16 protein-coding genes and 1 pseudogene are annotated in these 21,102 nt (G+C 72.7%); 6 read left to right on the top strand and 11 right to left on the bottom strand.

Annotated features, from left to right (window positions below):
• Positions 1-24 precede the first annotated feature (24 nt).
• The 6 genes and pseudogenes from AB0C19_RS31410 to AB0C19_RS31385 form a co-directional block, all read right to left on the bottom strand.
• Entirely contained in the window at positions 25-912 is an 888-nt protein-coding gene (locus tag AB0C19_RS31410; protein WP_357191251.1) for a prenyltransferase/squalene oxidase repeat-containing protein, read from the bottom strand.
• 135 nt (positions 913-1,047) lie between these two features.
• A pseudogene (moeZ, locus tag AB0C19_RS31405) lies at positions 1,048-2,296 on the bottom strand (adenylyltransferase/sulfurtransferase MoeZ).
• A 56-nt stretch (positions 2,297-2,352) separates the two neighbouring features.
• Entirely contained in the window at positions 2,353-3,174 is an 822-nt protein-coding gene (locus tag AB0C19_RS31400) for a DUF3152 domain-containing protein (protein ID WP_357191180.1), read from the bottom strand.
• A 104-nt stretch (positions 3,175-3,278) separates the two neighbouring features.
• On the bottom strand, positions 3,279-4,124 hold the full coding sequence (locus AB0C19_RS31395; RefSeq protein WP_357191177.1) for a DUF3152 domain-containing protein: 846 nt from the start codon (positions 4,122-4,124) through the stop codon (positions 3,279-3,281).
• A 5-nt stretch (positions 4,125-4,129) separates the two neighbouring features.
• Positions 4,130-5,104, bottom strand: coding sequence for an alpha/beta hydrolase (locus AB0C19_RS31390; protein ID WP_357191174.1), 975 nt, complete (start codon positions 5,102-5,104; stop codon positions 4,130-4,132).
• A 23-nt stretch (positions 5,105-5,127) separates the two neighbouring features.
• Positions 5,128-7,173 (bottom strand): hypothetical protein, encoded by a 2,046-nt coding sequence (locus AB0C19_RS31385; RefSeq protein ID WP_357191248.1) that lies wholly within the window; start codon positions 7,171-7,173, stop codon positions 5,128-5,130.
• 1,403 nt (positions 7,174-8,576) lie between these two features.
• On the opposite strand from AB0C19_RS31385, the gene AB0C19_RS31380 reads away from it, so the two are divergent.
• The gene (locus AB0C19_RS31380; RefSeq protein ID WP_030489514.1) at positions 8,577-9,215 is read left to right on the top strand and encodes a TetR/AcrR family transcriptional regulator; all 639 of its coding nucleotides are present in this window, start codon (positions 8,577-8,579) and stop codon (positions 9,213-9,215) included.
• A gap of 64 nt (positions 9,216-9,279) precedes the next feature.
• Positions 9,280-9,507 (top strand): DUF3107 domain-containing protein, encoded by a 228-nt coding sequence (locus AB0C19_RS31375; protein WP_088950288.1) that lies wholly within the window; start codon positions 9,280-9,282, stop codon positions 9,505-9,507.
• Positions 9,508-9,573: 66 nt separating this feature from the next.
• Here the strand turns inward: AB0C19_RS31375 and AB0C19_RS31370 are convergent, their stop codons facing one another.
• Positions 9,574-10,215, bottom strand: a complete 642-nt coding sequence (locus AB0C19_RS31370; RefSeq protein ID WP_357191170.1) for a ferritin-like fold-containing protein — start codon at positions 10,213-10,215, stop codon at positions 9,574-9,576.
• 351 nt (positions 10,216-10,566) lie between these two features.
• Between AB0C19_RS31370 and AB0C19_RS31365 the strand changes: the two genes are divergently transcribed.
• On the top strand, positions 10,567-12,279 hold the full coding sequence (locus AB0C19_RS31365; protein ID WP_357191168.1) for a DEAD/DEAH box helicase: 1,713 nt from the start codon (positions 10,567-10,569) through the stop codon (positions 12,277-12,279).
• Between the two features lie 88 nt (positions 12,280-12,367).
• Positions 12,368-13,540, top strand: coding sequence for an SAM-dependent methyltransferase (locus AB0C19_RS31360; protein WP_357191165.1), 1,173 nt, complete (start codon positions 12,368-12,370; stop codon positions 13,538-13,540).
• Here the strand turns inward: AB0C19_RS31360 and AB0C19_RS31355 are convergent.
• Positions 13,537-13,977, bottom strand: a complete 441-nt coding sequence (locus tag AB0C19_RS31355; protein WP_357191162.1) for a hypothetical protein — start codon at positions 13,975-13,977, stop codon at positions 13,537-13,539. The genes AB0C19_RS31360 and AB0C19_RS31355 overlap by 4 nt on opposite strands.
• A gap of 248 nt (positions 13,978-14,225) precedes the next feature.
• On the opposite strand from AB0C19_RS31355, the gene AB0C19_RS31350 reads away from it, so the two are divergent.
• The gene (locus tag AB0C19_RS31350; protein WP_357191159.1) at positions 14,226-14,642 is read left to right on the top strand and encodes a helix-turn-helix domain-containing protein; all 417 of its coding nucleotides are present in this window, start codon (positions 14,226-14,228) and stop codon (positions 14,640-14,642) included.
• Positions 14,643-14,752: 110 nt separating this feature from the next.
• Here the strand turns inward: AB0C19_RS31350 and AB0C19_RS31345 are convergent, their stop codons facing one another.
• The 3 genes from AB0C19_RS31345 to AB0C19_RS31335 all read right to left on the bottom strand — a co-directional run bounded on the left by AB0C19_RS31345 (position 14,753) and on the right by AB0C19_RS31335 (position 19,977).
• Positions 14,753-15,679 carry a hypothetical protein gene (locus AB0C19_RS31345; protein WP_357191156.1) on the bottom strand — a complete coding sequence of 309 codons (927 nt, stop codon included), beginning with the start codon at positions 15,677-15,679 and terminating at the stop codon, positions 14,753-14,755.
• A gap of 297 nt (positions 15,680-15,976) precedes the next feature.
• A complete protein-coding gene (locus AB0C19_RS31340; protein WP_357191153.1) occupies positions 15,977-18,109 on the bottom strand; it encodes a DEAD/DEAH box helicase in 2,133 nt (710 codons plus the stop codon).
• Between the two features lie 56 nt (positions 18,110-18,165).
• On the bottom strand, positions 18,166-19,977 hold the full coding sequence (locus AB0C19_RS31335; RefSeq protein ID WP_357191151.1) for a BTAD domain-containing putative transcriptional regulator: 1,812 nt from the start codon (positions 19,975-19,977) through the stop codon (positions 18,166-18,168).
• Between the two features lie 147 nt (positions 19,978-20,124).
• Here AB0C19_RS31335 and AB0C19_RS31330 point away from each other — a divergent pair, with 147 nt between their 5' ends.
• Positions 20,125-20,946: a hypothetical protein gene (locus AB0C19_RS31330; RefSeq protein ID WP_357191149.1), complete on the top strand. Its 822-nt coding sequence runs from the start codon at positions 20,125-20,127 to the stop codon at positions 20,944-20,946.
• The last annotated feature ends 156 nt before the right edge of the window (positions 20,947-21,102 follow it).

Raw genomic sequence — 21,102 nt, 5'->3', positions numbered from 1 at the left:
GGGCGCGGGGTCGGGGGCGCGGGGTCAGCCGGGCGGGGCGGGGCGGGCCGCCCGGATCGCGGCCAGCGTGGCGTGCACGTCGAACTGGTGGCCGTCGTCGCTCTCCCAGCCGCCGTCGCTGCGCTGGGTCTCGGTCAGCCGGCGCAGCGCCCGCACCATGATCCAGTCCTGCGGGTCGACGCCGGCGCGGCGCAACGTGGCCGCCAGCCATGCCACGTCCCCGGGGGACATCTTCGGCATCCGCTCGGCTAGCACCACCTGGATCCGGGCGGACTCCTGGAACATCTCCTGCCGGTGCAGCACGGCCGCGCTCAGCCAGCCGGCGGCGAGGTACGACGGCCAGCTACCGTCCGGGCGCAGCCGCGCGGCGAGGGAGTGGGCCGCCGCCTGCACCACCCCGGCGTACGCCCCACCGACCCGATGGTCGAGCGGGCCCGAGGCCCGGGCGTCCAGGCCAGCGACTGTGAGCCAGAAGCCGGCGTTGGCCGACACGAGGAACGCCGCCTCCGGGTCGCCGGGACGGGCCCACTCCGGTGCCGAGTCGGCCAGCGACGCGTCCTCTTCCCAACCGCCGTCGGCCTGCTGCCGGGACGCCAGCCAGTCCAGGGCGCGACGGGCGGCGGGACGGCCGAGCGCGCCCAGGTCGTCCAACTCGACGAGCCGGAAGCAGGTGGCGTCGATCGAGGCGACCCCGCCGCCCCAGGTGGCCGGCCAACCGCCGTCCGGTGACTGGCCGACCTCTGCCGTCTCCAGCAACTCGGCGGGCACGGCGGTGCCGTTGCGGAGCCAGGAGAGGCGGGCGCGTTCCACCGCATCCCCATGCGCCACGACGAACCCGATCGCGGCTTCCAAGTCGACCACGGCGGAGACGCTACCTGCGCCAACGCGATGCCGCCTCGGAGAATCGGCCAGCCCGGAATGGCTGCGTCGCTCCGGCCGGACGGCCGCTCGGCGTCATCTGCGTCGATTCGCCGGGACGGCGGCCTGGATGTTGGCGGGCGGCCGGTTCGGCCGGGGCGGCAGTGTGTGCCGCCCCGGCTCGATCGGTCAGTACGCGGGCAGCGACGGGTCGATCTGCTTGATCCAGGAGAGCACGCCGCCCTGCACGTGTACGGCGTCCTTGAATCCGGCCGCCTTGAGCGCGGCGAGCGCCTCCGCGGAGCGGACGCCGGACTTGCAGTGCAGCACGATCTGCCGGTCCTGCGGCAGCTTCGCGAGGGCCTCACCGGAGATGATGTCGCCCTTGGGGATCAGGGTGGCGCCGGGGATCCGGACGATCTCGTACTCGGCCGGCTCGCGTACGTCGACGAGGAAGATGTCCTTGCCGGCGTCCTGCCACTCCTTGAGTTCCAGGGCGGTGATGGTCGAGTCGAGCGTCGCCTCCTGGGCCTCCTCGGAGACCGCGCCGCAGAAGTCCTCGTAGTCTTCCAGCAGGTCGGTGACCGTCGGGTTGTCGCCGCAGAGCGCGCAGTTCGGGTCCTTGCGGACCTTGATCTTGCGGTACTCCATCTCCAGGGCGTCGTAGACCATCAGGCGGCCGACCAGCGGCTCACCGATGCCGGTGAGCAGCTTGATCGCCTCGTTCACCTGGATCGAACCGATCGACGCGCAGAGCACGCCGAGCACGCCACCCTCGGCGCAGGAGGGGACCATGCCGGGCGGCGGCGGCTCCGGGTAGAGGCAGCGGTAGCAGGGGCCGTGCTCGGCCCAGAACACCGACGCCTGGCCGTCGAAGCGGTAGATCGAGCCCCAGACGTACGGCTTATCCAGCAGCACCGCCGCGTCGTTCACCATGTAGCGGGTGGCGAAGTTGTCGGTGCCGTCGACGATCAGGTCGTACTGGGCGAAGATCTCGCGGACGTTCTCCCGGTCCAGCGCGGTGTTGTGGATCTCCACGTTGACCAGGGGGTTGATCTCGCGGATCGACGCGGCGGCGGACTCGGCCTTGGACCGGCCGATGTCCGAGACGCCGTGGATGATCTGGCGCTGGAGGTTCGACTCGTCGACGGTGTCGAAGTCGATGATGCCGAGCGTGCCGACCCCGGCCGCGGCGAGGTACATCAGCGCGGGTGACCCGAGGCCACCGGCGCCGACACAGAGCACGCGGGCGTTCTTCAGCCGCTTCTGGCCGGTCACCCCGACGTCCGGAATGATCAAGTGACGTGAGTAGCGGCGGATCTCGTCTACGGTCAGCTCGGCGGCGGGCTCGACGAGCGGGGGCAACGACACGGTGGACTCCCCGGGATCGGCGGTGTGAACCGCGCCATTGTTGCTCGCGGGAGCCCTCCTCGGCCATGAGGGATGACACGTGGTCCGGTATGCGGGAGCGGGAATAACCGACGACCCGGTCGATCAGGGGACGATGTCCCCCGCGTAACGACGTCCGTCGAGGTACGGCCAGGCGTTGGCGACGCAACCCTGCAGCCCGTACGTCTGCTGCTGCATCACCGGGGCGGGCTCCCCCGGCCCGGGGCACGCCTCGTGCTCCGCGCCGAACTCGTGGCCCACCTCGTGGTTGATGACGTAGGTCCGGTAGGTGTCCAGCGGAGCGCCGTAGTCGGGGACCGCCTCCATCCAGCGGGCCAGGTTGATGATGACCTGACCGGGCAGGCGACAGGAGGTGTAGCGCTCGGTGGTCAACCCGCCCTCGGCGCACATCCGCTCGGACGTGACAGGGGTGGCCAGGTAGATGGTGAAGTCGGCGGCCCCGGCATCGGCCACCCGTTGCACCCGCAACTCATCGGACGCGATCCAACTTCGCGGGTCGGCCAGCACCTCGTCCACCCTTGCGGCGAACGCGTCGGCGTCCTGGCCGGCGCCTCTTTCGACGACGACCCGGTACCGGTGCAGCGGCCCGTCCGTGCCATGCACTGGTGTCTCGCCGTCGGCCGCAGTGAAGCGTCCCGCTCCGACCGACGGATAGCCGGTTGGCGCCGGGTGCGCGGCCACCCCACCTCCGTGGCCCATTCCGCCCTGCGTGGTGGTCGGAGGCTCGACCGACGGCTCGCCGCCCCGGCTCACCGTGACCCCGATGGCGGCCGCGAGCACGAGCAGGCCGAGGAGCACGCTGCGACGACGACGCCGGTGCATCCGGGCGAACGCGGGACGCACACCCCGCAACGCCGGCCGGGGCTCGGGTGGCCGGGGCGGGCCGTAAGGGGACGACGGCGTCATAGGATCAAGCCTGACAGATTATTCGGGCATTTCTCCGTTTTTATCGCTATTGCCATAAGACGCCTGATGGAGGGGTCAATGGTCGGCGTGTCGGTCCGATCGACTCACAGGGCGGGACCGGTGTATCGACGCCCGTTCAGATACGGCCACGGGTTGACGCGGCAGCCGTTGAGGAAGAGCGTCTGCTGCATCATCACCGGCGCCGGCCGGCCAGCGCCGGGGCAGCGCTCGTGCCGATGCCCGAGCTGGTGACCCACCTCGTGGTTGACCACGTACGTCCGGTAGACAGTCAACGGCACGCCGGCCGAGACGAAGTGCGGCACCGACAACCGCCACCGATCCAGGTTGATGATCACCTGGCCGGGCGCCCGGCAGGACGTGTACGGGCGACCGCCGATCCGGATGTCCACCCCACCCCTCGCGCACATCCGACCCGCGGTGCGGGCGGTGACCAGGTAGACGGTGAAGTCCCGAGGCGCAGCGCCCGGCACCTGCTGTAGCCGCAGCCTGCCGCTGTCGACCCAACTGCCCGGCCCGGCGAGCGCCGCCTCAACCGCCTGGGCGAACTCGGTGACGTCCTCGGCACTGCCAGACTCCACAGCGACCCGGTAACGCCGCAGCTCACCCGCCCGGCCCAGCACCGGGCCGGAGCGGGTGTCGTAGCCGAACCCGCCAGTACCAGCACTCGGGACCACGCCGGGCACCCGCAACACCGGCGGCGGGCTGGACGGAACCGCGGCAGAGGGCGACGGATCGGGCGGCAGCGGCCCGGCCACCAGCGGCGGCGGGCCGATCTCCTCGGCGGCCAACCGGTCAGCGCTGGGACGCCCACCCGGCCCCTCGGCGATCACTGTCACCACCGCGCCGACGGCCACCACCACCGCCACCAGTTGGGCGAACAAGGCGAAACGTCGCCGACGGCGAGCGGGATGGCGGGCTGAGCTGGGCATCCTGGTCAGCCTGCCAGATCAGACCGCCCCGCGGTGTCCTCCGTTTCGGCGAGCAGGCCGACCACCGCGCGGGCAACCAGCCGGGGAACCTCCAACTGCGCCACATGGCCGACGCCCTCGAGCATCATCAATCGGCTGTCCGGAATGAGCCGGGCGGTCTGCGGCCCGACTCGCACGTCGACCAGACGGTCCTGCAGACCGCCCACCACCAGGGTCGGTGCGCGTACCGCCTCGGCGAGGCGCCACAGCGACCCCGGCCCCGGCAGGTACGCCCGCAGGAAGCTGGAGACCAGCCCACGGAACGTCCGGACGTACGCGGCGGCGTAGTGCTCGGCCTCGTACCGCACCCGGATCTCCTCCAGCGCCTCGGCCCGGCGCTGATCGCAGATCCGGCTGAGATCGGCGACGCACGCCTCCAGCACCTGCTGGGCCATCACCTCGGGAGCGAGCTGGGTGAGGTGCCGGGCGACCAGCCGCTCACCTCGGGGAATGGCGAGCACCGGCAGCATCCGCCCCTGCAACGAGCGCCGGAAATCCAGGAACGGCAGCGCCGGGGAGATCAGGGTGAGGGTGCGGACCAGATCCGGCCGGAGCCCGGCGACCTGGACCGCGACCGCGCCACCCAGCGAGTTGCCGAACAGGTGCACCGGCCCTCGACCGGACTGCTCGATCCAGCGGACGACCAGATCCGCGAAGGCCGGAATCGTGTAGCTCGGGCCCGGCTCGCTACGGCCGAAGCCGGGCAGGTCGATGGCCTGACCGTCCAGCCGGTCGGCGAGCAGCCCGGCCAGGTCGGTCCAGTTCTGCGACGACCCGCCCAACCCGTGCACGTAGAGCGCAGGCTCCGCGCCGGCGGCGGTGGCCGGGGTGTCCCGCACGTACGTGACCCGTCCGTCGAGGCGGACTTCCCGGCCCGGCCAGGGCGGCGGAACGCTGTCGTCGGGGAGCAGGTGGTCCGGCCAGAGGGAGGCGCGTCTCATTGCTCCAGTCTGCCTCGGACCACTCAGGACAGCAGCGCCTCCAGCCGACGGTTGACCGCCGCCAGCGTCGCCCGGACCACCGCCTGACGCGGATCACCAGCGACCAGGGCCGACCCGGCGAGTTGCTCGACCCAGCCCTCACAGACCAGCAGCGCCACCACTGTGGCCACCTCGCAATTGCCGAACGGCACCACGGCAGCGTGTTCGACGAAACAGCGCCCGCGCTCGGCGTTCTCGGTACCGCGCAGCAACTCGTCCACAGCTGCTGCCGCCGCCACCGCGCAGAGCCGCAACACGTAGCCGTCCACCGCCGGCCCGGTGGCGTACCCGGAGGCGCTGTCGCCCCCGGCCAGCAGCCGGACCTCCACGTTCGCGTCCAGGCCGAAGGTGCTGACCTGCACGTGGTCGATCACCACTCGGGGCCCCGGCGTACCGCCGGTCTCCAGCGGCCGGGACGGCGCCGACTCCGTCGTGGTCACCTGACCACCGGAGTACGACGTGCCCAAGGTCGCCGGGCTACCGGTCGCGGCGCCGGTCGGCGCGGACGAGACGGACCCGGGTTCCTCCACCGTGGCGCGCCCCCGGTGCGGGGCGTTCGACCGACGGCGGCGCGTCGGGTCGGTGCCGGTCCGCTGCTCCGGGCCGGCCGGCGGGGACTCGACCCGAGCGCCGGACGGGCGGGCGACAGTCGGCGACTCGGCCGACCGAACCTCGCCGGGGTCGCGCGAAGCCGCGTTTCGCGTCTCCGGGGCACGCCGCTCGGCGGGCTCGGCCGCGCGACGGCGAACCGGTGGTGGTGGCGTGCTGGGCAGGCCGGGCACGTTCTGCGGGGCCGCGGCCAACCCCATCCGCTCCTGGAGCAGCCGGGCCACCTGCCGGCTCACCTCGGCCGGGTCGGCACCGTCGGCCAGGTCCAGTCGCAGACTGTGCGCCCCCGCCGGCGTACGGCGCAGGGCCGCGTCACGGACACCGGCCACCTCCCGGACGGCGTCCAGGATGGCATTGACATCGAACCCCTCCGGGCGCTCGCGCAGTGGGGCTGGCTCGTCGTCCCGGCGCAGGTGAGTGGCGATGCGGGCGAGTTCCGGGGTTTCGGCGGGTGGCTCCACGGCTGGCGGCTCCGGCACGACGGGCACGTCCGGTTCCGCGGGGACGCGCTGCGGCAGCACCACCGCGCTCGCAGCCGACTGCCGGCCATCGTCCGCCGGCGACGTCGGGTCGGGAGCGGATCGGCGCGCCGCGTAGGCGGAGGCGGAGGCCGGTGCGGGCTGATCGCGGCGACCGGAACCCGTTGTGGCGGTGGGCGGGACCGCTGCGGTGGAGGACGGGGTGGCGTCAGTCGATGGCGAGCCGTTGACAGGCGCGGCCGGCGGGGGCGGCTCGACGGGTGACGGACCGGGCTCGGGTGTCGCCGGCCGGAGCCGGAACGGCGCGGTCGGTCGGACGTCGGGCCGGGGCCGGCCGGGCGTCTCGCCTCCGTCGCCCCCACCGGCGCTGGCCGACCGGCTGGCCGGCCACGACGGGCGCTCGACAGGGGTGGCCGGGAGCCTGCCCTCGGACCAGTCCGGCCGCTCGGCCCGCGAACTGCTCGCCGTCGGCGAACCGCCGGTCCAGGACGAGCGCTCCGCGACCAGCGACGGGCCTGCCGGAGCCGGTGGCGCGTCGGTGAGCGTGGGAGGTGGCCCGGCCGGAGCCGGAGGCGGTCCGGCGGGTGCCGGAGGTATCGCCTCGGCCGGTACGGGCGGGTCGGCCGACGCCGGGCTGGAGGCCCAGGACGGTCGCGTCGGCGGGGAACTGGCCGGTGCCGGATCGGCACCGCCGGCCCAGGACGGCCGCGTCGACGCCGCGCCGGTCGCGGGCGGTTCGGCCCCGCCAGCCCAGGACGGTCGTACCGGCGGCACGCTGGTCGCCGTCTCGGACCCGCCGGCCCAGGACGGCCGCACCGGCGGCACGCTGGTCGGCGTCGGATCGGACCCCCCAGCCCAGGAGGGCCGCGCGGGCGACGCGCTGGTGGGGTCGGGATCGGCCCCTCCAGCCCAGGACGGAAGGTCGGCTCGCGGTCCGTCGATCGCCCCGGACCCCGCCCAGGACGGACGGTCGGCCGGCGGACCACTGGTCGGCGTCGCGCCACCCGCCCACGACGGACGGTCAGCCGGTGGTGCGCCGGTCGGTTTGGTGGGGCGTTCCGGGGTGGACTCGGATTCGACCCGGGCGGGTTCGTACGCCCGGGGCGGATCGGCGCGCACCGGCTCGTACGGACGGGGCACCTCGGCGCGCACCGGCTCGTACGGCTGGTGGGGCTCGCCGACCCAGTCCGGCGCCGGCTCGTCCCGTGCTGCCGGGCCAGCCGGCTCGTCGTCCTGACGGGACCAGGGCGGGGCCCACCCGCCACCCCAGCTCGGACGGTTCCAGCTCGGACCCGACCAGTCGGGCTCGATGGCCGACGACTCCCCGGCCCGGTGCGTTTCGCCGGGACGGTGCGCGTCCCCGGCGCGATGCGCCTCTCCGGCGCGATGCGCCTCTGCCGGCCGGGAACCCTCCGCAGCGCGACCAGGCTCGCCCTCGTCGGCGGACGCGGTCGGGCCCGGGGTGCGTCCCGGGGTCGCCGCAGGCTCGGATGCGAGCGGGTCCCGCCAGTCGCGTGGCGCGGTCGGACTCTCGTCGGCGGCCAGCCGCTCGCCGGTCGGCGCGTGGAAGCCGGGCGGCACCTCGAAACCCGACGCCGCGGTGCCGACGGGCGGCACCTGGACGGCCGGCGGGGCCGAGGTGGGCAATCCGGGCTCGGCCCAGCGGGCACGGTGCGCGGCAGTCGGATCGACGGTGGAGTGTGGGGCGGGGCCCGGGTCGGGCTCGACGGCACCCTGCTCCGTCGGCGGTGCGGGACGTTGGGCGGGCACCACGAGCCGGTCGCTGGCCGCCCCGGGGCGACCCTCGGCGGGCAGCCCGGGTGGGGCGCTCACCGGCGTGGGGCGTCCCGCGGGCGGTTCGAGGCCGGGGTGGTGGACGCCGTTGGCGTCGTCCGAGTGGTGCGTGCCGTTGACGTGGTGGCCGTTGGCGCGGGCCGGCGACTCGGGGTCGCCCGACCGCCCGACCAGCGGCGATGGCAGGTCGCCGTGCCGTGTCGAGGAGGTCCGCCAGCCCGACGCGGGGTCGGGCTGCCAGCGCGGCGCCTCATCCCGGGCGTCCTCGCGGTCGGCGGCTCGCGGCCACCCACCCGCCGGAGGCGCCCACCCACTGACGGAACGGCTCGGGTCGTCGTGCTGACCCGCTCCGTCGCCGTGCTCTCCCGGGGTGGCGGCTCCGGGTTGCCCTGTTTCACTCACCGCGCGCTCCTTGGTCGCCCCCGCTGAGGCTACCGTGTGCCGAGAGTGGCGATAAGTTACAGCGGCGGGCCATTTCCACGACCGAGGTCACGGGCCTCGCCCGGTCTGGGGGGAAAATGCCGGCTCGTACGGAGAACTCGGAGGATCCCATGACCGCTGCGGGGAACGGTGCACAGACCGCTGGCCGGCCCACCCGCCTGCCCCGCTCCGCGCGTCGTAAGCAGCTTCTCGCTGCGGCGCAGGAGGTGTTCGTCGCGCAGGGCTACCACGCCGCCGCGATGGACGACATCGCCGAGCGGGCCGGGGTCTCGAAGCCGGTGCTCTACCAACACTTTCCCGGAAAGATGGATCTCTACCTGGCGCTGCTCGACACGCACTGTGACGCCATCGTCGCTCAGGTGCAGGACGCGATGCGCGGTACCAGCGACAACAAGGAGCGGGTCAGCGCTTCGGTACGGGCGTACTTCGACTTCGTCGACCACGAGAGCGAGGCGTTCCGGCTCGTCTTCGAGTCGGACCTGCGCAACGACCCGGCCGTGCGGCAGCGGGTGGAGCGGGTCGAGCAGGGCTGCATCGCGGCGATCACCGACACCATCATCTCCGACACCGGTGTGAGCCGGGCGCACGCCGAGCTGCTCGCCTCCGGGCTGGTCGGCGCGGCGGAGACGGCAGCGCAGTTCTGGCTGGCCGGCGGTCGGCAGGTGCCGAAGGCCGAGGCCGAGGCGCTGGTGGCCGCGCTGTCGTGGCGGGGCATCGCGAGCTTCCCGCTGCAAGGTGAGTCAGCCTGACCGGCGGCCCCGTGATCGGATAGCCTTCGCAGGGCGGTTCTCTCGCCCCAGTTGAGGAGGCACAGTGGAGGTCAAGATCGGCGTGCAGTACGCGCCACGCGAGCTGGTAGTGGACAGCGCGCAGTCGCCGGCCGAGATCGAGCAGATCGTGACCGACGCCTTCGCCGGCAACGGCGGCACGCTCTCCCTGACCGACGAGAAGGGCCGGCGCGTCATCGTTCCGGTCGAGAAGGTCGCCTACGTCGAGATCGCCGAGGCGTCGTCGCGGGCGGTCGGGTTCACCGTCCGCTGACCGGTCCGGCCATCGCGGCAGGTCGGCACTCGGCCCACCTGCCGCAGGCCGGCGCCGGCCGGGTGGTCAGTTGTTCAGCCCGGCGGCGGCCATTCGCGCCGTGTGCGCGGTGGTGAGCCTGCCGAACAGCCCCGGCACGTCGACCCGGCCGTCTCGTGCGATCAGCGCGGTGAGGGTGGGCCGCTCGACGGCGACGCGGCTGGCCTGGGACAACGCCTCGCCGACCAGCCGCCGGGCCCACATCGAGAGCCGACCGGCCACCCGGGGGTCGTCGGCGACGGCCACCCGGATCTCCGCTGCGGCGAAGTCCGCGTACCGGGAGTCGTGCAGGACGTCCAGCACCAGCGCCCGGTCCGGCTCCTCCAGCGCGTCGGCGATCTCGCGAACGAAGTCGTCGGTGATCGCGTCGCCCACGTACGCCTTGGTGACCACCTCCGCCCAGTCCCGTGGCTCGGTCGAGTCGTGGTACGCCTGCAACGGCTCGACGTAGGGCGCCATCACCTCCTCGGGCGGTACGCCCAACGCGGTGAGCCGGTCGGCGAGGCGCCGATAGTTGGCGATCTCGGCTGCGGCCATCTCGTTCAGCGCGGCCCGGCGGCGCAGGTCAGGAGCGAGCCGGGCATCGCCTGCCATCCGCTCGAAGGCGAGCAGCTCGCCGAAGGCGACCAGACCCAGCAGGTCGGCGTACGCGGAACCGGAGGCGGACACGAGCGGCAGGCTATCGCGTACCGACCCTCGGGCGCGTCCCGCGCACTTCGCACCCCAGCCGAACTTCACGATCAAGGTCGACGGGACAGGTGGCGTGCAATATATGTGGCGTAGGTCACATTTGCTTGCCCCGCGTGGCGAGTGGCCGACTGGGAATCGGGACGGGGGCATGCCTGTTCAGGTAACATGGAGCAGTTGCCGTGGGCGCCGATCTGATCGAAGCTCAGCCCGCGGCGCGCGTGCGGCCCGGTCCGGCTCGGCTATCTGCCGCCGACCGTGTGGCCCGCGTCATACCGAACGCGCCCTGAGGACATGACGGGCGCACCCACGAGAGGGCACCCCCACATCCACATGAGCGACCTGACTCAAGATTTGCTGGACGGCCAGGAACTGGCCCCCACCGCCCCGGTTCGACCGGAGGCCCCCACGTTCGCCGCACTCGGCGCCCGCGCCGAGACGGTCGAGGCCCTGGCCTCGGCCGGCATCACCCGCGCCTTCGCCATCCAGGAATACGCGATCCCGATCGCGCTGCGCGGCGTCGACCTGATCGGCCAGGCGCCCACCGGCACCGGCAAGACCCTCGGCTTCGGCGTACCGCTGCTCGACCGGGTCTTCGCCCCGGGCGAGGGCAGCGACGGTGTCCCCCAGGCGCTGGTCGTCGTCCCCACCCGTGAGCTCGGCATCCAGGTCGCCAAGGACCTGGCCGCCGCCGGCCGGACGCGTGGCGTCCGGGTGCTGCCGATCTACGGCGGCGTGGCGTACGAGCCCCAGATCGACGCGCTGCGCAAGGGCGTCGAGATCCTGGTCGGCACGCCCGGCCGACTGATGGACCTGCAGAAGCAGAAGCACCTCCGGCTCGACCGGGTGCACGCACTCGTCCTCGACGAGGCCGACCGGATGCTCGATCTGGGCTTCCTCGACGACGTCGAGAAGATCCTGGCGATGCTTCCGGAAGACCGGCAGACGATGCTCTTCTCGGCCACCATGCCGGACCCGATCGTCACCCTGTCGCGTCGCTTCCTGCGCCAGCCGATGACGATCCACGCCGGGCACACCGCCGAGACCGGCCCGTCGCCGCAGACCCAGCAATTGGTCTACCGCACCCACTCGATGAACAAGGTCGAGGTGGTGGCGCGCATCCTCCAGGCGGAGGGGCGTGGGCTGACCATGATCTTCACCCGTACCAAGCGGGCCGCCGACCGCGTCGCCGAGGACCTCGACTTCCGCGGGTTCGCGGTCGCCGCGGTGCATGGTGACCTCGGCCAGGGCGCCCGCGAGCGGGCTCTGCGGGCCTTCCGGGCCGGCAAGATCGATATCCTGGTCGCCACCGACGTGGCGGCCCGTGGGCTGGACGTCACAGGCGTCACCCACGTCATCAACTACGACTGCCCGGAAGACCAGGACACCTACACCCACCGAATCGGTCGTACCGGCCGGGCCGGCGCGACGGGTGTCGCGGTGACCTTCGTCGACTGGGACGACATGCCCCGCTGGCGGATCATCGACAAGACCCTGGGTCTGGAGATGCCGGAGCCGCCGGAGACGTACCACACGTCGCCGCACCTCTACACCGACCTGCACATCTCCACCGAGGTGAGCGGCACGCTGCCCACCGCCGAGCGCACCCGGGCCGGGCTGTCCGCCGAGATCGAAGAGGATCTGGGTGGGACGACCCGCTCCCGTCGGGGCGACAGCGGTGGCCGGGGCCCCCGACGCGGCGAGAGCCGTGGTGAGGGTCGCGGTGAGGGTCGCGGCGAGCGCCGTGGTCGGGGCAATGGTCGCCGCGACCGCTCCGACGCCGGCACGCCGGCGGTCGGCACTCCGGCCGCCGCCGAGGCACCAGCGGCTGACGCCGCCGACGAAGGCACCCGTACCCCCCGCCGCCGGCGTCGTCGCCGGGCCGGCGAGGTGGTCGCGGCCGAGGCGACCGCAGTGATCTCCGCCGACGCTGGCCCCTCCGAGCCGGCCGCCGCGTCCGACGGTGAGGCGACCAAGCCGCGCCGCCGACGCCGCCGCCGTGGCGGTTCCGGTGCGGATGCGCCGGCCGAGGCGACAGCGGACTGACGACCAGCCACACCTGACATCCCCCGCACCGCCTCGCGCGGTGCGGGGGATGTTCCCTTCTCCCACCCCACCTGCCGAAGATGGAACGATGCCGCAACCACTGGACGCCGCCCTGACCGAGGTTCGGGCGCTGCTGCTCGACCCCGCGCTGACCCGGGCGGTCGCCGCCGGACGTCGACGCGGTCGCCGCCCCACAGTTGAGCGGGCCGAGCTGCGGCCGGTGCGACTCAAGGCCGGGCCCCGTATGCAGATCACCACGTCCGACGGCGCTCGCCCCTACACCCGCAACCTCGCCTCCGGTCCGGAGGCCGCTGCGGCGATCGACGAGTTGCTCGCCGAGCCGTTCGGCAACTGGCACGTCGAGACGGCCGACGCGACCCTCCAACTGCGGGTGACCAAGTCCGGCGAGGCGCAGGTGCACCGGGCCGCGACGTCCCGTCCGGTGGCGACACCCACCGGAAACGACCGGACGAAGGAATACCTTCTCGATCCCGGCGACCCGATCTTCGCGGAGATCGGCGGCTCGGCGGCCAAGCGCCGCCAGGTGGACGCGTTCCTGCGGGCCCTGGCCGCGACTCTGCCCGACGACCTGACCGGTCCGCTACGGGTGGTCGACCTGGGCTGCGGCAACGCCTATCTGACGTTCGCCGCGTACCGCTACCTGACGAGTCGGGGGCTCGACGTCCAGCTCGTCGGCGTGGACGTCCGGGAGGACCAGCGGCGGCGCAACACCGAGCTGGCGCAACGACTGGGCTGGGCCGACCAGGTCAGCTTCGTAGCCGGAACGATCGCCGACGCCGTCGTCGACCCCGCCCCCGACCTGGTGCTGGCGCTGCATGCCTGCGACACCGCCACCGACGAGGCGCTGGCCCGCGCGGTGCGCTGGGAGGCCCGCTGGGTGCTGGCCGCGCCGTGCTGCCACCACGACCTGGCGAAGCAGCTCCGCACCCACCCCGCCCCGGCCCCGTACGAGCTGCTGACCCGACAGGGCATCCTGCGCGAGCGCTTCGCCGACGTGCTCACCGACTCGCTGCGCGCCGGGCTGCTGCGGGTGCACGGGTACCGGACCGAGGTGGTGGAGTTCGTGGACTCGCAGCACACCCCGCGCAACCTGCTGATCCGCGCCCGTCGTACCGGCGCCGAGGCAACCGAGCCGCAGCGCGCGGAGTACCGCGAGCTGGTGGACCAGTGGCAGGTCACTCCCCGGCTGGAGACGCTGCTGGCCGCCGGAGAGACACCCGCTCAGCCCCTGGGCGGCTAGCGTCGGCGGTCCCGGCCACCGTTGCGCTCGCTGGCACCACGGTCGAGGACCGACACCCGGTCGGCGGCGGGCCGCTGGGCGGCCCACTCACCGTCGCCCGCGGCGGTCGGGAATGGCACCACCTTGCCCTCGGTCTCGGCGTTGCCGGCCGCCGCGAAGGCGTTCCAGGAGATGTCGACCAGCAGCTTCTTCACCTCGGCGTGCCGGATGGCGGCGTTGTGTTGCAACGCCATCCGGGCGCCGAGCAGCACCGCGACGAGCGTGGTGGTGATGGCGCCGGTGGCGGCCAGCACCTGGAGGCCGGTCGCGGAGTCCGTGCGGAGCACCAGGACCAGCAACCAGATCCAGAACGCGGCGGCGAAGACGCCGGCCTTGGCAACGAAGAAGAGGCTCACCGCACCGGGCTGGTACGGCTGGGGGCGGCTCGATTCGGCCATGGTGCTCCTCGGCGGTGGTCCGGTCGGCGGCGGCAGACGACAGACGCGATGTCGGGACGGGCACCGAGCTTAATAGAAGAACGATGAAGATCGCTCGATGCAATTTTCGTTCTGCACACACGCTTCCAGAGAAAAGTCTCGTCCACGGGACAGTTTGTGCGGTCAGTCAATTGTTTCCGCCTCCTGGCGTACTACCCTCGGAAGGCGCATCGTCCCGGTGCTCCGGCAGGAGGGGAAGACACACAGGGATGGGATCAGCCGACGTATCACCGCAGATGGCCTTCGCCCGCTTCGTCCGGCGCGCCATCGATGACGCTCGCGACGAACGTGGCTGGACCGTGACTGATCTTGCCTCGCACACGGGCGTGGGCCGCTCCACCGTGTTCCGCTGGCTGGCCGGCGACTGGCAGGACTATCCCGAGTTGGCCAAGGTGCGCGGCTTCTGTTCCGCGCTGGATCTGCCGGTCGCCGCCGCGTTCCGCGCGCTCGGGCTACCCGACGCCGGTCCCGCGCCGCGCCGCCGCCACGACGAGGGCCCGGTCGAAGCCGACGTCCGGGCCATCCTGGACCGGCTGGCCGACCCGACGGTCCCCGCCGAGGAGAAGCACCACATCCGCGACCTGCTCCGCTACCTGGCCCGCCGCCCCATCCGCCGAGCCAGCTAACCACCCCACCCACCCCGCGCTGTTGATCATGAAGTCATTGTCCCGACACGCCGTGGCGAGTGGCAATAACTTCATGACCAACGAGAGGGGCGGGGCGGAGCGGAGCGGGCCTAGGGGACGGTGAGGGTGAATTCGGCGGTTCGGACTTCGGCTTTCACCTGGAAGTCGAGGTAGAGGCGGTAGCGGCCCGGGCCGGGGGTGGTCAACCAGAACTTGATCTGACCGTCCACCAACTCGGTCTCCGGGTGCACGTGCAGGTAGCCGAGGTCGCCCTCACGCAACGCCACAAGGTGCCCGTACGCCCCGAGGTACCGCTCCAGCCGGGCGGCGCCGCCAGCGCCATCCACCCGGAAGGTCAGCGGCACTGTCGCCCCGGCCTGCGGAGTGCCCTGGTAGCCGACAGTGAAGCCGTCCGCTGTCGTCGAGGTGGCCGGCTCCGGCAGCGGACGGGGTCGGTAGTCGCCGGGAGCCACCAGGTCCGTACCGAGGGTCACAGCGGTCTGTGCTCCGTTGTCGGCGACGACTGTGAAGTCGGCGTACGCGCGCCAGAGGCCCGGCTGCGCGAGGGTCAACGGCACCGACCAGGTGCCGTCCGCCGCCATGGTCGGGTGCAGATGCTGGTAACCGGTCAGGTCCCGCCGGACGACGATGAGGTGCATCGGCTTGTCGTGCACGATGGCGAACCGGGTCACCGGCCGGCGCTGCGCGTCGCGCACCTGGAAGCGGAGCTGACCGGGGCGACCCGCCGCGAACTCGGTGGCCAGCGGCGCCAGTGTGAACCCGGCCGAGCTGACCGCGAGACCGCCCGGCTCGGTGGCCGCGCCCTGATCGGTGGTCGTGGCGGAGCCGTGGTTGTGCGGCGCGACACCCGGCGGGTCGGTGTGCTCGGCGGCCAACGACGGGCTGCCGGTGGCGGCACCGTTGGCGTTCAGCCGGCCGAGGCCGAAGCCGAGCAGCACCGCCAGCACCAGCCCGCCGACGACAAGCGCCAGCCGGAGAGTGCTCCGGTCCGGCTCGGCTGGGCCCTGGTCAGCCACGACCGACGCCCCGCGCCTGGCCGGCCTCACCGCCAGCGCTCCTGCCCGCATCGGTGCGCGCACGGGTGACGAGCTGCTGGTCGGTCATGCCGCCCACGGTACCGCCGTGCCCTGCCGGGTCAGGCCGACGCCCGGACAGCGTGGCGACTGTCGCACTCGACACCGCCCGGGAACTTTCCCACCCGACCGGTGCGGACCGCGCCGCAGCACCGGACAACGCCCCGACCAGGCACGACCGGCGGCGCAGACCCGATCATCGCCGAGGACTCGCCTCACCACCGACGCGAGCGCAGCCTGTCAGCCGGCCACGGCGAGGGCGAGCGGGAGCACGTCGGTCGCACCGGCTCGGCGTAGGGCCCTGGCCACCAGCGTCATCGTCCAGCCCGAGTCGATCAGGTCGTCGACGAGCAGCACCGGGCCGTCCAGCTCGGCCAGGGCCTCGGCCAGGTCGGTCGGCACGGTGAAGGTGTCGTGCAGTGCGCGTACCCGTTGGGCGCTGTTGCCGCGCGGCCCAGCCGGGCCGTCGGGGCCGGCCGCGGTGACCACGCCGAGCAGCGGCAGCCGGCCCACCGTGGCGATCCGATCGGCCAGCGAGCCGAGCAGCCGGGGCCGCCGTCGGGAACCGACAGCGACCACCGCCACCGGCCGGCGGGGCCACGGGTTGTCGCCGTGCGCCCACGCCTTCAGCACCTCCACGACGGCGCCGGCGACGTCGTCGGGCACCGGTGCGTCCGGCGCTTCCGGGCCGACGAGAGCGCGCAGCCGGCCACCCCAGCCCAGGTCGGAGAGGCGCCCGACGGCCCGGCCCGGCAGCGCCTGCTCCGCGGGGGCGATCCGGCCCTTGAGGGGTACGCCCACCGCGTCGAGCCCGGTAGGCCAGAGCTTCTTCGGCGCGATCTCCACGCCGGGTCGCCCCAGGAAGGTCTGCGCGGCGGCGAGCGCGGCAGTCGACACGTCAGCGGCGAAGAGTGGGTCGGCGCACCTGTCGCATCGGCCGCAGTCGGCCGCCCCGGTGTCGTCCAGGCGTTCCCGTAGATACCGCATCCGGCAGTCGGACGTGGTCGCGTACTCCCGCATGGCCTGTTGCTCGACGGTGCGCGCCTCGGCGACGCGGCGCAACCGGGCCTCGTCGTAGACCCACGACTCGCCGGTGGCGAGCCAACCACCGCGCACCCGGCGGACCGCGCCGTCCACGTCGAGCACCTTGAGCATCAGCTCCAACCGGGCCCGGCGCAGGTCGACGAGGGGTTCGAGCGCCTGGGTGGAGAGCGGGCGGTCGGTGTGCAGGGCGGCCAGCACGGCCCGGACCTGCTGCTCCGGTGGGAACGCCAGCGAGGCGAAGTAACGCCAGATCGCGGCGTCCTCGACGCCGGGCAGCAGCAGCACCTCGGCGTGCTCGACGGCGCGGCCCGCGCGGCCGACCTGCTGGTAGTACGCGATCGGCGAGGGTGGCGCGCCGAGGTGGACGACGAAGCCCAGGTCGGGCTTGTCGAAGCCCATGCCGAGGGCGCTGGTGGCGACCAACGCCTTGATCTTGTTGTCGAGCAGGTCCTGTTCGGCGGCGCGCCGGTCGGCGTCGTCGGACTGCCCGCTGTACGAGGCGACCGGGTAGCCCCGGGAGCGCAGGAACTCGGCAGTCTCCCCCGCTGCCGCCACTGTCAGCGTGTAGACGATGCCCGAGCCGGGCAGCTGGTCCAGGTGGTCGGCGAGCCAGGCCAACCGGTGCGCCGGGCTGGGCAGGTCGAGCACCCCGAGGCGCAGCGACTCGCGGTCCAGGGTGCCGCGCAGGATGAGGGCGTCGCCCAGCTGCTCGGCGACGTCCTGGGTGACCCGGGCGTTGGCGGTGGCGGTGGTCGCCAGCACGGGGGTGCGCTCGGGCAGCTCGGCGAGGAAGGTCCGCAGCCGCCGGTAGTCCGGCCGGAAGTCGTGCCCCCAGTCGGAGACGCAGTGCGCCTCGTCGACAACCAGCAGGCCGGTGGTCGCCGCCAACTTCGGCAGGACGCCGTCGCGGAAGTCCGGGTTGTTGAGGCGTTCCGGGCTGATCAGCAGCACGTCGACCGCGCCGCTCTGGATCTCGGCGGTGATCTCGTCCCACTCGTCGAGGTTCGCCGAGTTGATCGTGCGGGCCCGGATGCCGGCCCGAGCGGCGGCCTCGACCTGGTTGCGCATCAACGCCAGCAGCGGCGAGACGATGACTGTCGGGCCGGCCTGGTGGCCCTGCTCGCGGTCCCGGAGCAGGGCGGTGGCCACGAAGTAGACCGCCGACTTGCCCCAACCGGTGCGCTGGACGCAGAGCACCCGCCGCCGGTCGACGACCAGCGCCTCGATGGCGCGCCACTGATCCTCGCGCAGCCGGGCGTGGTCACCGGCCAGCCGGCGCAGCACCGCCTCGGCCCGCTCGCGTACCGCTGCCCGCTCTGCTGTCTCCACCCGGCATTTCTACCAGCGCTGGGCGCCTACGCCCCGGTGCGCGCGAGAGGTTCCGGTCACGATCCGACCGGTGGCGGCTGCTCCGCAACGGGCACCGGCATCGGGGGCAGGAAGACCAACAGCTCGCGGAGAGGTTCGGTGGTGGTCGGAGGCAGCAGACAGCGGCCCGCGAACTCCTCCATCGAGGCGTACGGCCCGCGCATCCACCGGTCCACCACGATCTGCCGGCACTGGTGCTCGGTCAGGCCGGGCAGCATGGCGAGCACCTGCTCCGGGACGGCGTTGACATCGATCAGGCCGCCGTCGTCGAAGCTCCGGGCCAGGTCGGGTCGGCCGAGGCTCAGCTCACCGCGCGCCGCCGGGTAGTGGTGAAGCAGGTAGCGGGCGTGCTCCCGACGGACGCGCCGCTCGACGTCGACCCGGTCGTCCGCGTTCATCCGCTGACTGCCGGTGATCGCCGCCCAGAGGCCTCGACTGAGCAGGATCACGTGCACCGCCCCGACAACCCAGGTGATCAGCGCCAAACCGAAGAAGGAGAACGCGGTGACGTCGGCAACCTCGGCCTCCGGGTCCTCGATGTTGAGCAGGTTCACCTCGACGGTGATCAGGACCAGGTAGCCGACGCCGGCGATGCCGAGGCGCCAGCTACGCCGCCAGGCCGCGTACGCGAGGATCACGACCCAGGTGAGGCAGCCGCCGGAGAGCAGGACGAGTGCCGTACCGACGATCGTGGCAACCCTGCTCGCCCAGCGCGGCGGCGACATCCTGGCGCGCTTTGCGCCATCCAGGGGTGGCGGCGCGGTCACCAGGGTCGACAGGTTCGGCGGGGGGCCGTACACCGGGAACGGCTCCGGGACGTGAGTCGACAACGGCGGCGAGCTGACGGGTGGTGGGCCGGCCTGCGGTGGCACGGCCGCAGCTTCCGCTGTCAGCCGCGGTGGTAGTGCCCTGCTCGACGGATCATCCGGTCGCGTCGGCACTGTCGTCGGCAACCCGGTGGGTGGCCCGGCGGTGGGTGGTGGGGCGGGGGCCGGTGGCCCGGAGCTGGGCCTGGCTGGTTCGACGGTCGTCGACGGCAGTGACACGGCAGTGGGCGGCAGTAGCGCCGGATCGGCCCGCAGGACGCGGCGGTGCAGGTCCTGAAGAGCGTCACCCGGCTCGATGCCGTACTCGTCGCGCAACAGGCCGCGAAAGTCGCCGTACTCGGCCAGCGCCTCGGCCTGCCGCCCGCTGCGGTGCAGCGCCAGCATCAGCTGGTGGCGCAGCCGCTCTCGCAACGGGAACTCGGCGGTCAACTCGCGCAGCTCACCGACCATCTCCCCGTGCCCGCCCAGGCGTAGCTCCAGGTCGGCCCAGCTCTCCAGCGCGGTGGCCCGCAGCTCCAACCAACGCTGTCGGGCGGAGTCGAAGAACGGCCCGGCGAAGCCGCTGAACGGCTCGCCCTTCCACAACTCCAATGTGGTCTTCAGCTCGGTCACCGCATCGGCCACCCGACCCTCGGCGCGAAGCCGCTCGGCCCGACGGATCCCCCGCTCGAATCTGATGGCGTCGACCGCGTCCGGCCCGAGCCGGAGCTGATAACCAGCGTCGGTGAGCGTCAGCACCTGACCGGGGCTACGCGGAGTGCGCTCGGGCTCCAGCACCCGACGCAGCCCAGCGACATATTTCTGCACCACGTTCGCACCGTTGGCCGGCGGCTCCTCGGGCCACACGGCGTCCACGATCTGCGTGGTGGTGACCGGACGGCCGCCAGACAGCAGGAGCACGGCCAGGACGGCCCGCTGCTTGCCGGCCCCCAGGTCGAGATCCCGGTCGCCGTGCCAGGCCCGCTGGGGCCCGAGAACCTCGAAGCGCAGCTCACCTGACATGCGAGTTTCCGCTCCTGACACCCCACTGCCGGCGCCCCGTCGGTGCACCGCCGTCGAACGGCAGCATATCGGCAGTGTTTCCGCCGTACCGCCCGGCAGCATCTCTCCCGGCAGAAGCCAAGCACCGTCAAGGAAAGAGATTTTGTGATGACGAACGGAACCGGCCACACCGGCACCATCCGGCGGAGGTTCAGCACCCTGGTTGGCGTCATCGCCGCGACCACTCTGCTGGCCGGCTGCGGCCCGGACGGGTCCGGTCCCGCCGCTGGCGGCAGCCCGAGCCCAACCCCCACGCCGAAGGAGGCGCTGCTCGCCGCGGTGCCGGACGGCACCGAGGGCGCATTCCGGTTCACCGGGAAAGACTCCAGCTCGGATATCTCGGGTGTGGTGGACCCGGCCGCGAAGGGCATGGACCTCACTGCCGCGTACAAGGACCCGGAGCACGGCTTCACCACCCGGATGTCGTTCCTCCTGGTGAAGGAACAGCTCTGGCTGAAGGTCAAGTTCACCGGTACCGAGGGGCTGACCGGGCTGCCGAAGCTGCCAAGCCGCTGGATGGAACTGGACCGCGCCAAGCTGACCGATGGGGAAAGCGCGCCGACGTACGACGGTGCTGACGTCGGCAACGCCGGCCCGATCATCGAGGCCGCCACCTCGGTCGAGGCGAAGGACGCCCAGACGTACACCGGAATCGTCGACCTGACCAAGGGCCAGGCCGGCAAGGCCGTCGGCGAGGAGGAGGTGGCGGCCCTGGGTGCGGCGGCCGGGCAGGTCCCGTTCACTGCCGTCGTCGGCCCCGACGGCAACCTCGCCTCGCTCACCCTGGCCATCCCCGCCGCCGGCAAGGCGAAGGCCTGGAAGTACCTGGTGAAGTACGCCGACTACGGCTCGGCGCCACAGCTCACCGCCCCGACCGGGAGCGCGGCACAGGAGGCGCCAAAGGTGGCCTACGACATGCTCAACGGCTGACCACCACCAGGGGGTCGCGGCCACACGGGGAGCCGCGCCCCCCTAACCCCCAACCCCGTCGATCATGAAGTTGTCGCCTCGTTTTTCTTTGACTGTTCTGGAGCGTGTACCACGCGCTTAGAGCGAGATTTGCTAACCACTAGCCCTTCTTCGGCC

It is taken from the genome of Micromonospora sp. NPDC048842 (genome assembly GCF_040649935.1).
Classification (GTDB): domain Bacteria; phylum Actinomycetota; class Actinomycetes; order Mycobacteriales; family Micromonosporaceae; genus Micromonospora; species Micromonospora hortensis.
Note: the sequence above shows the minus strand (reverse complement) of the source record. Positions and strands in the feature narration are given on the sequence as shown.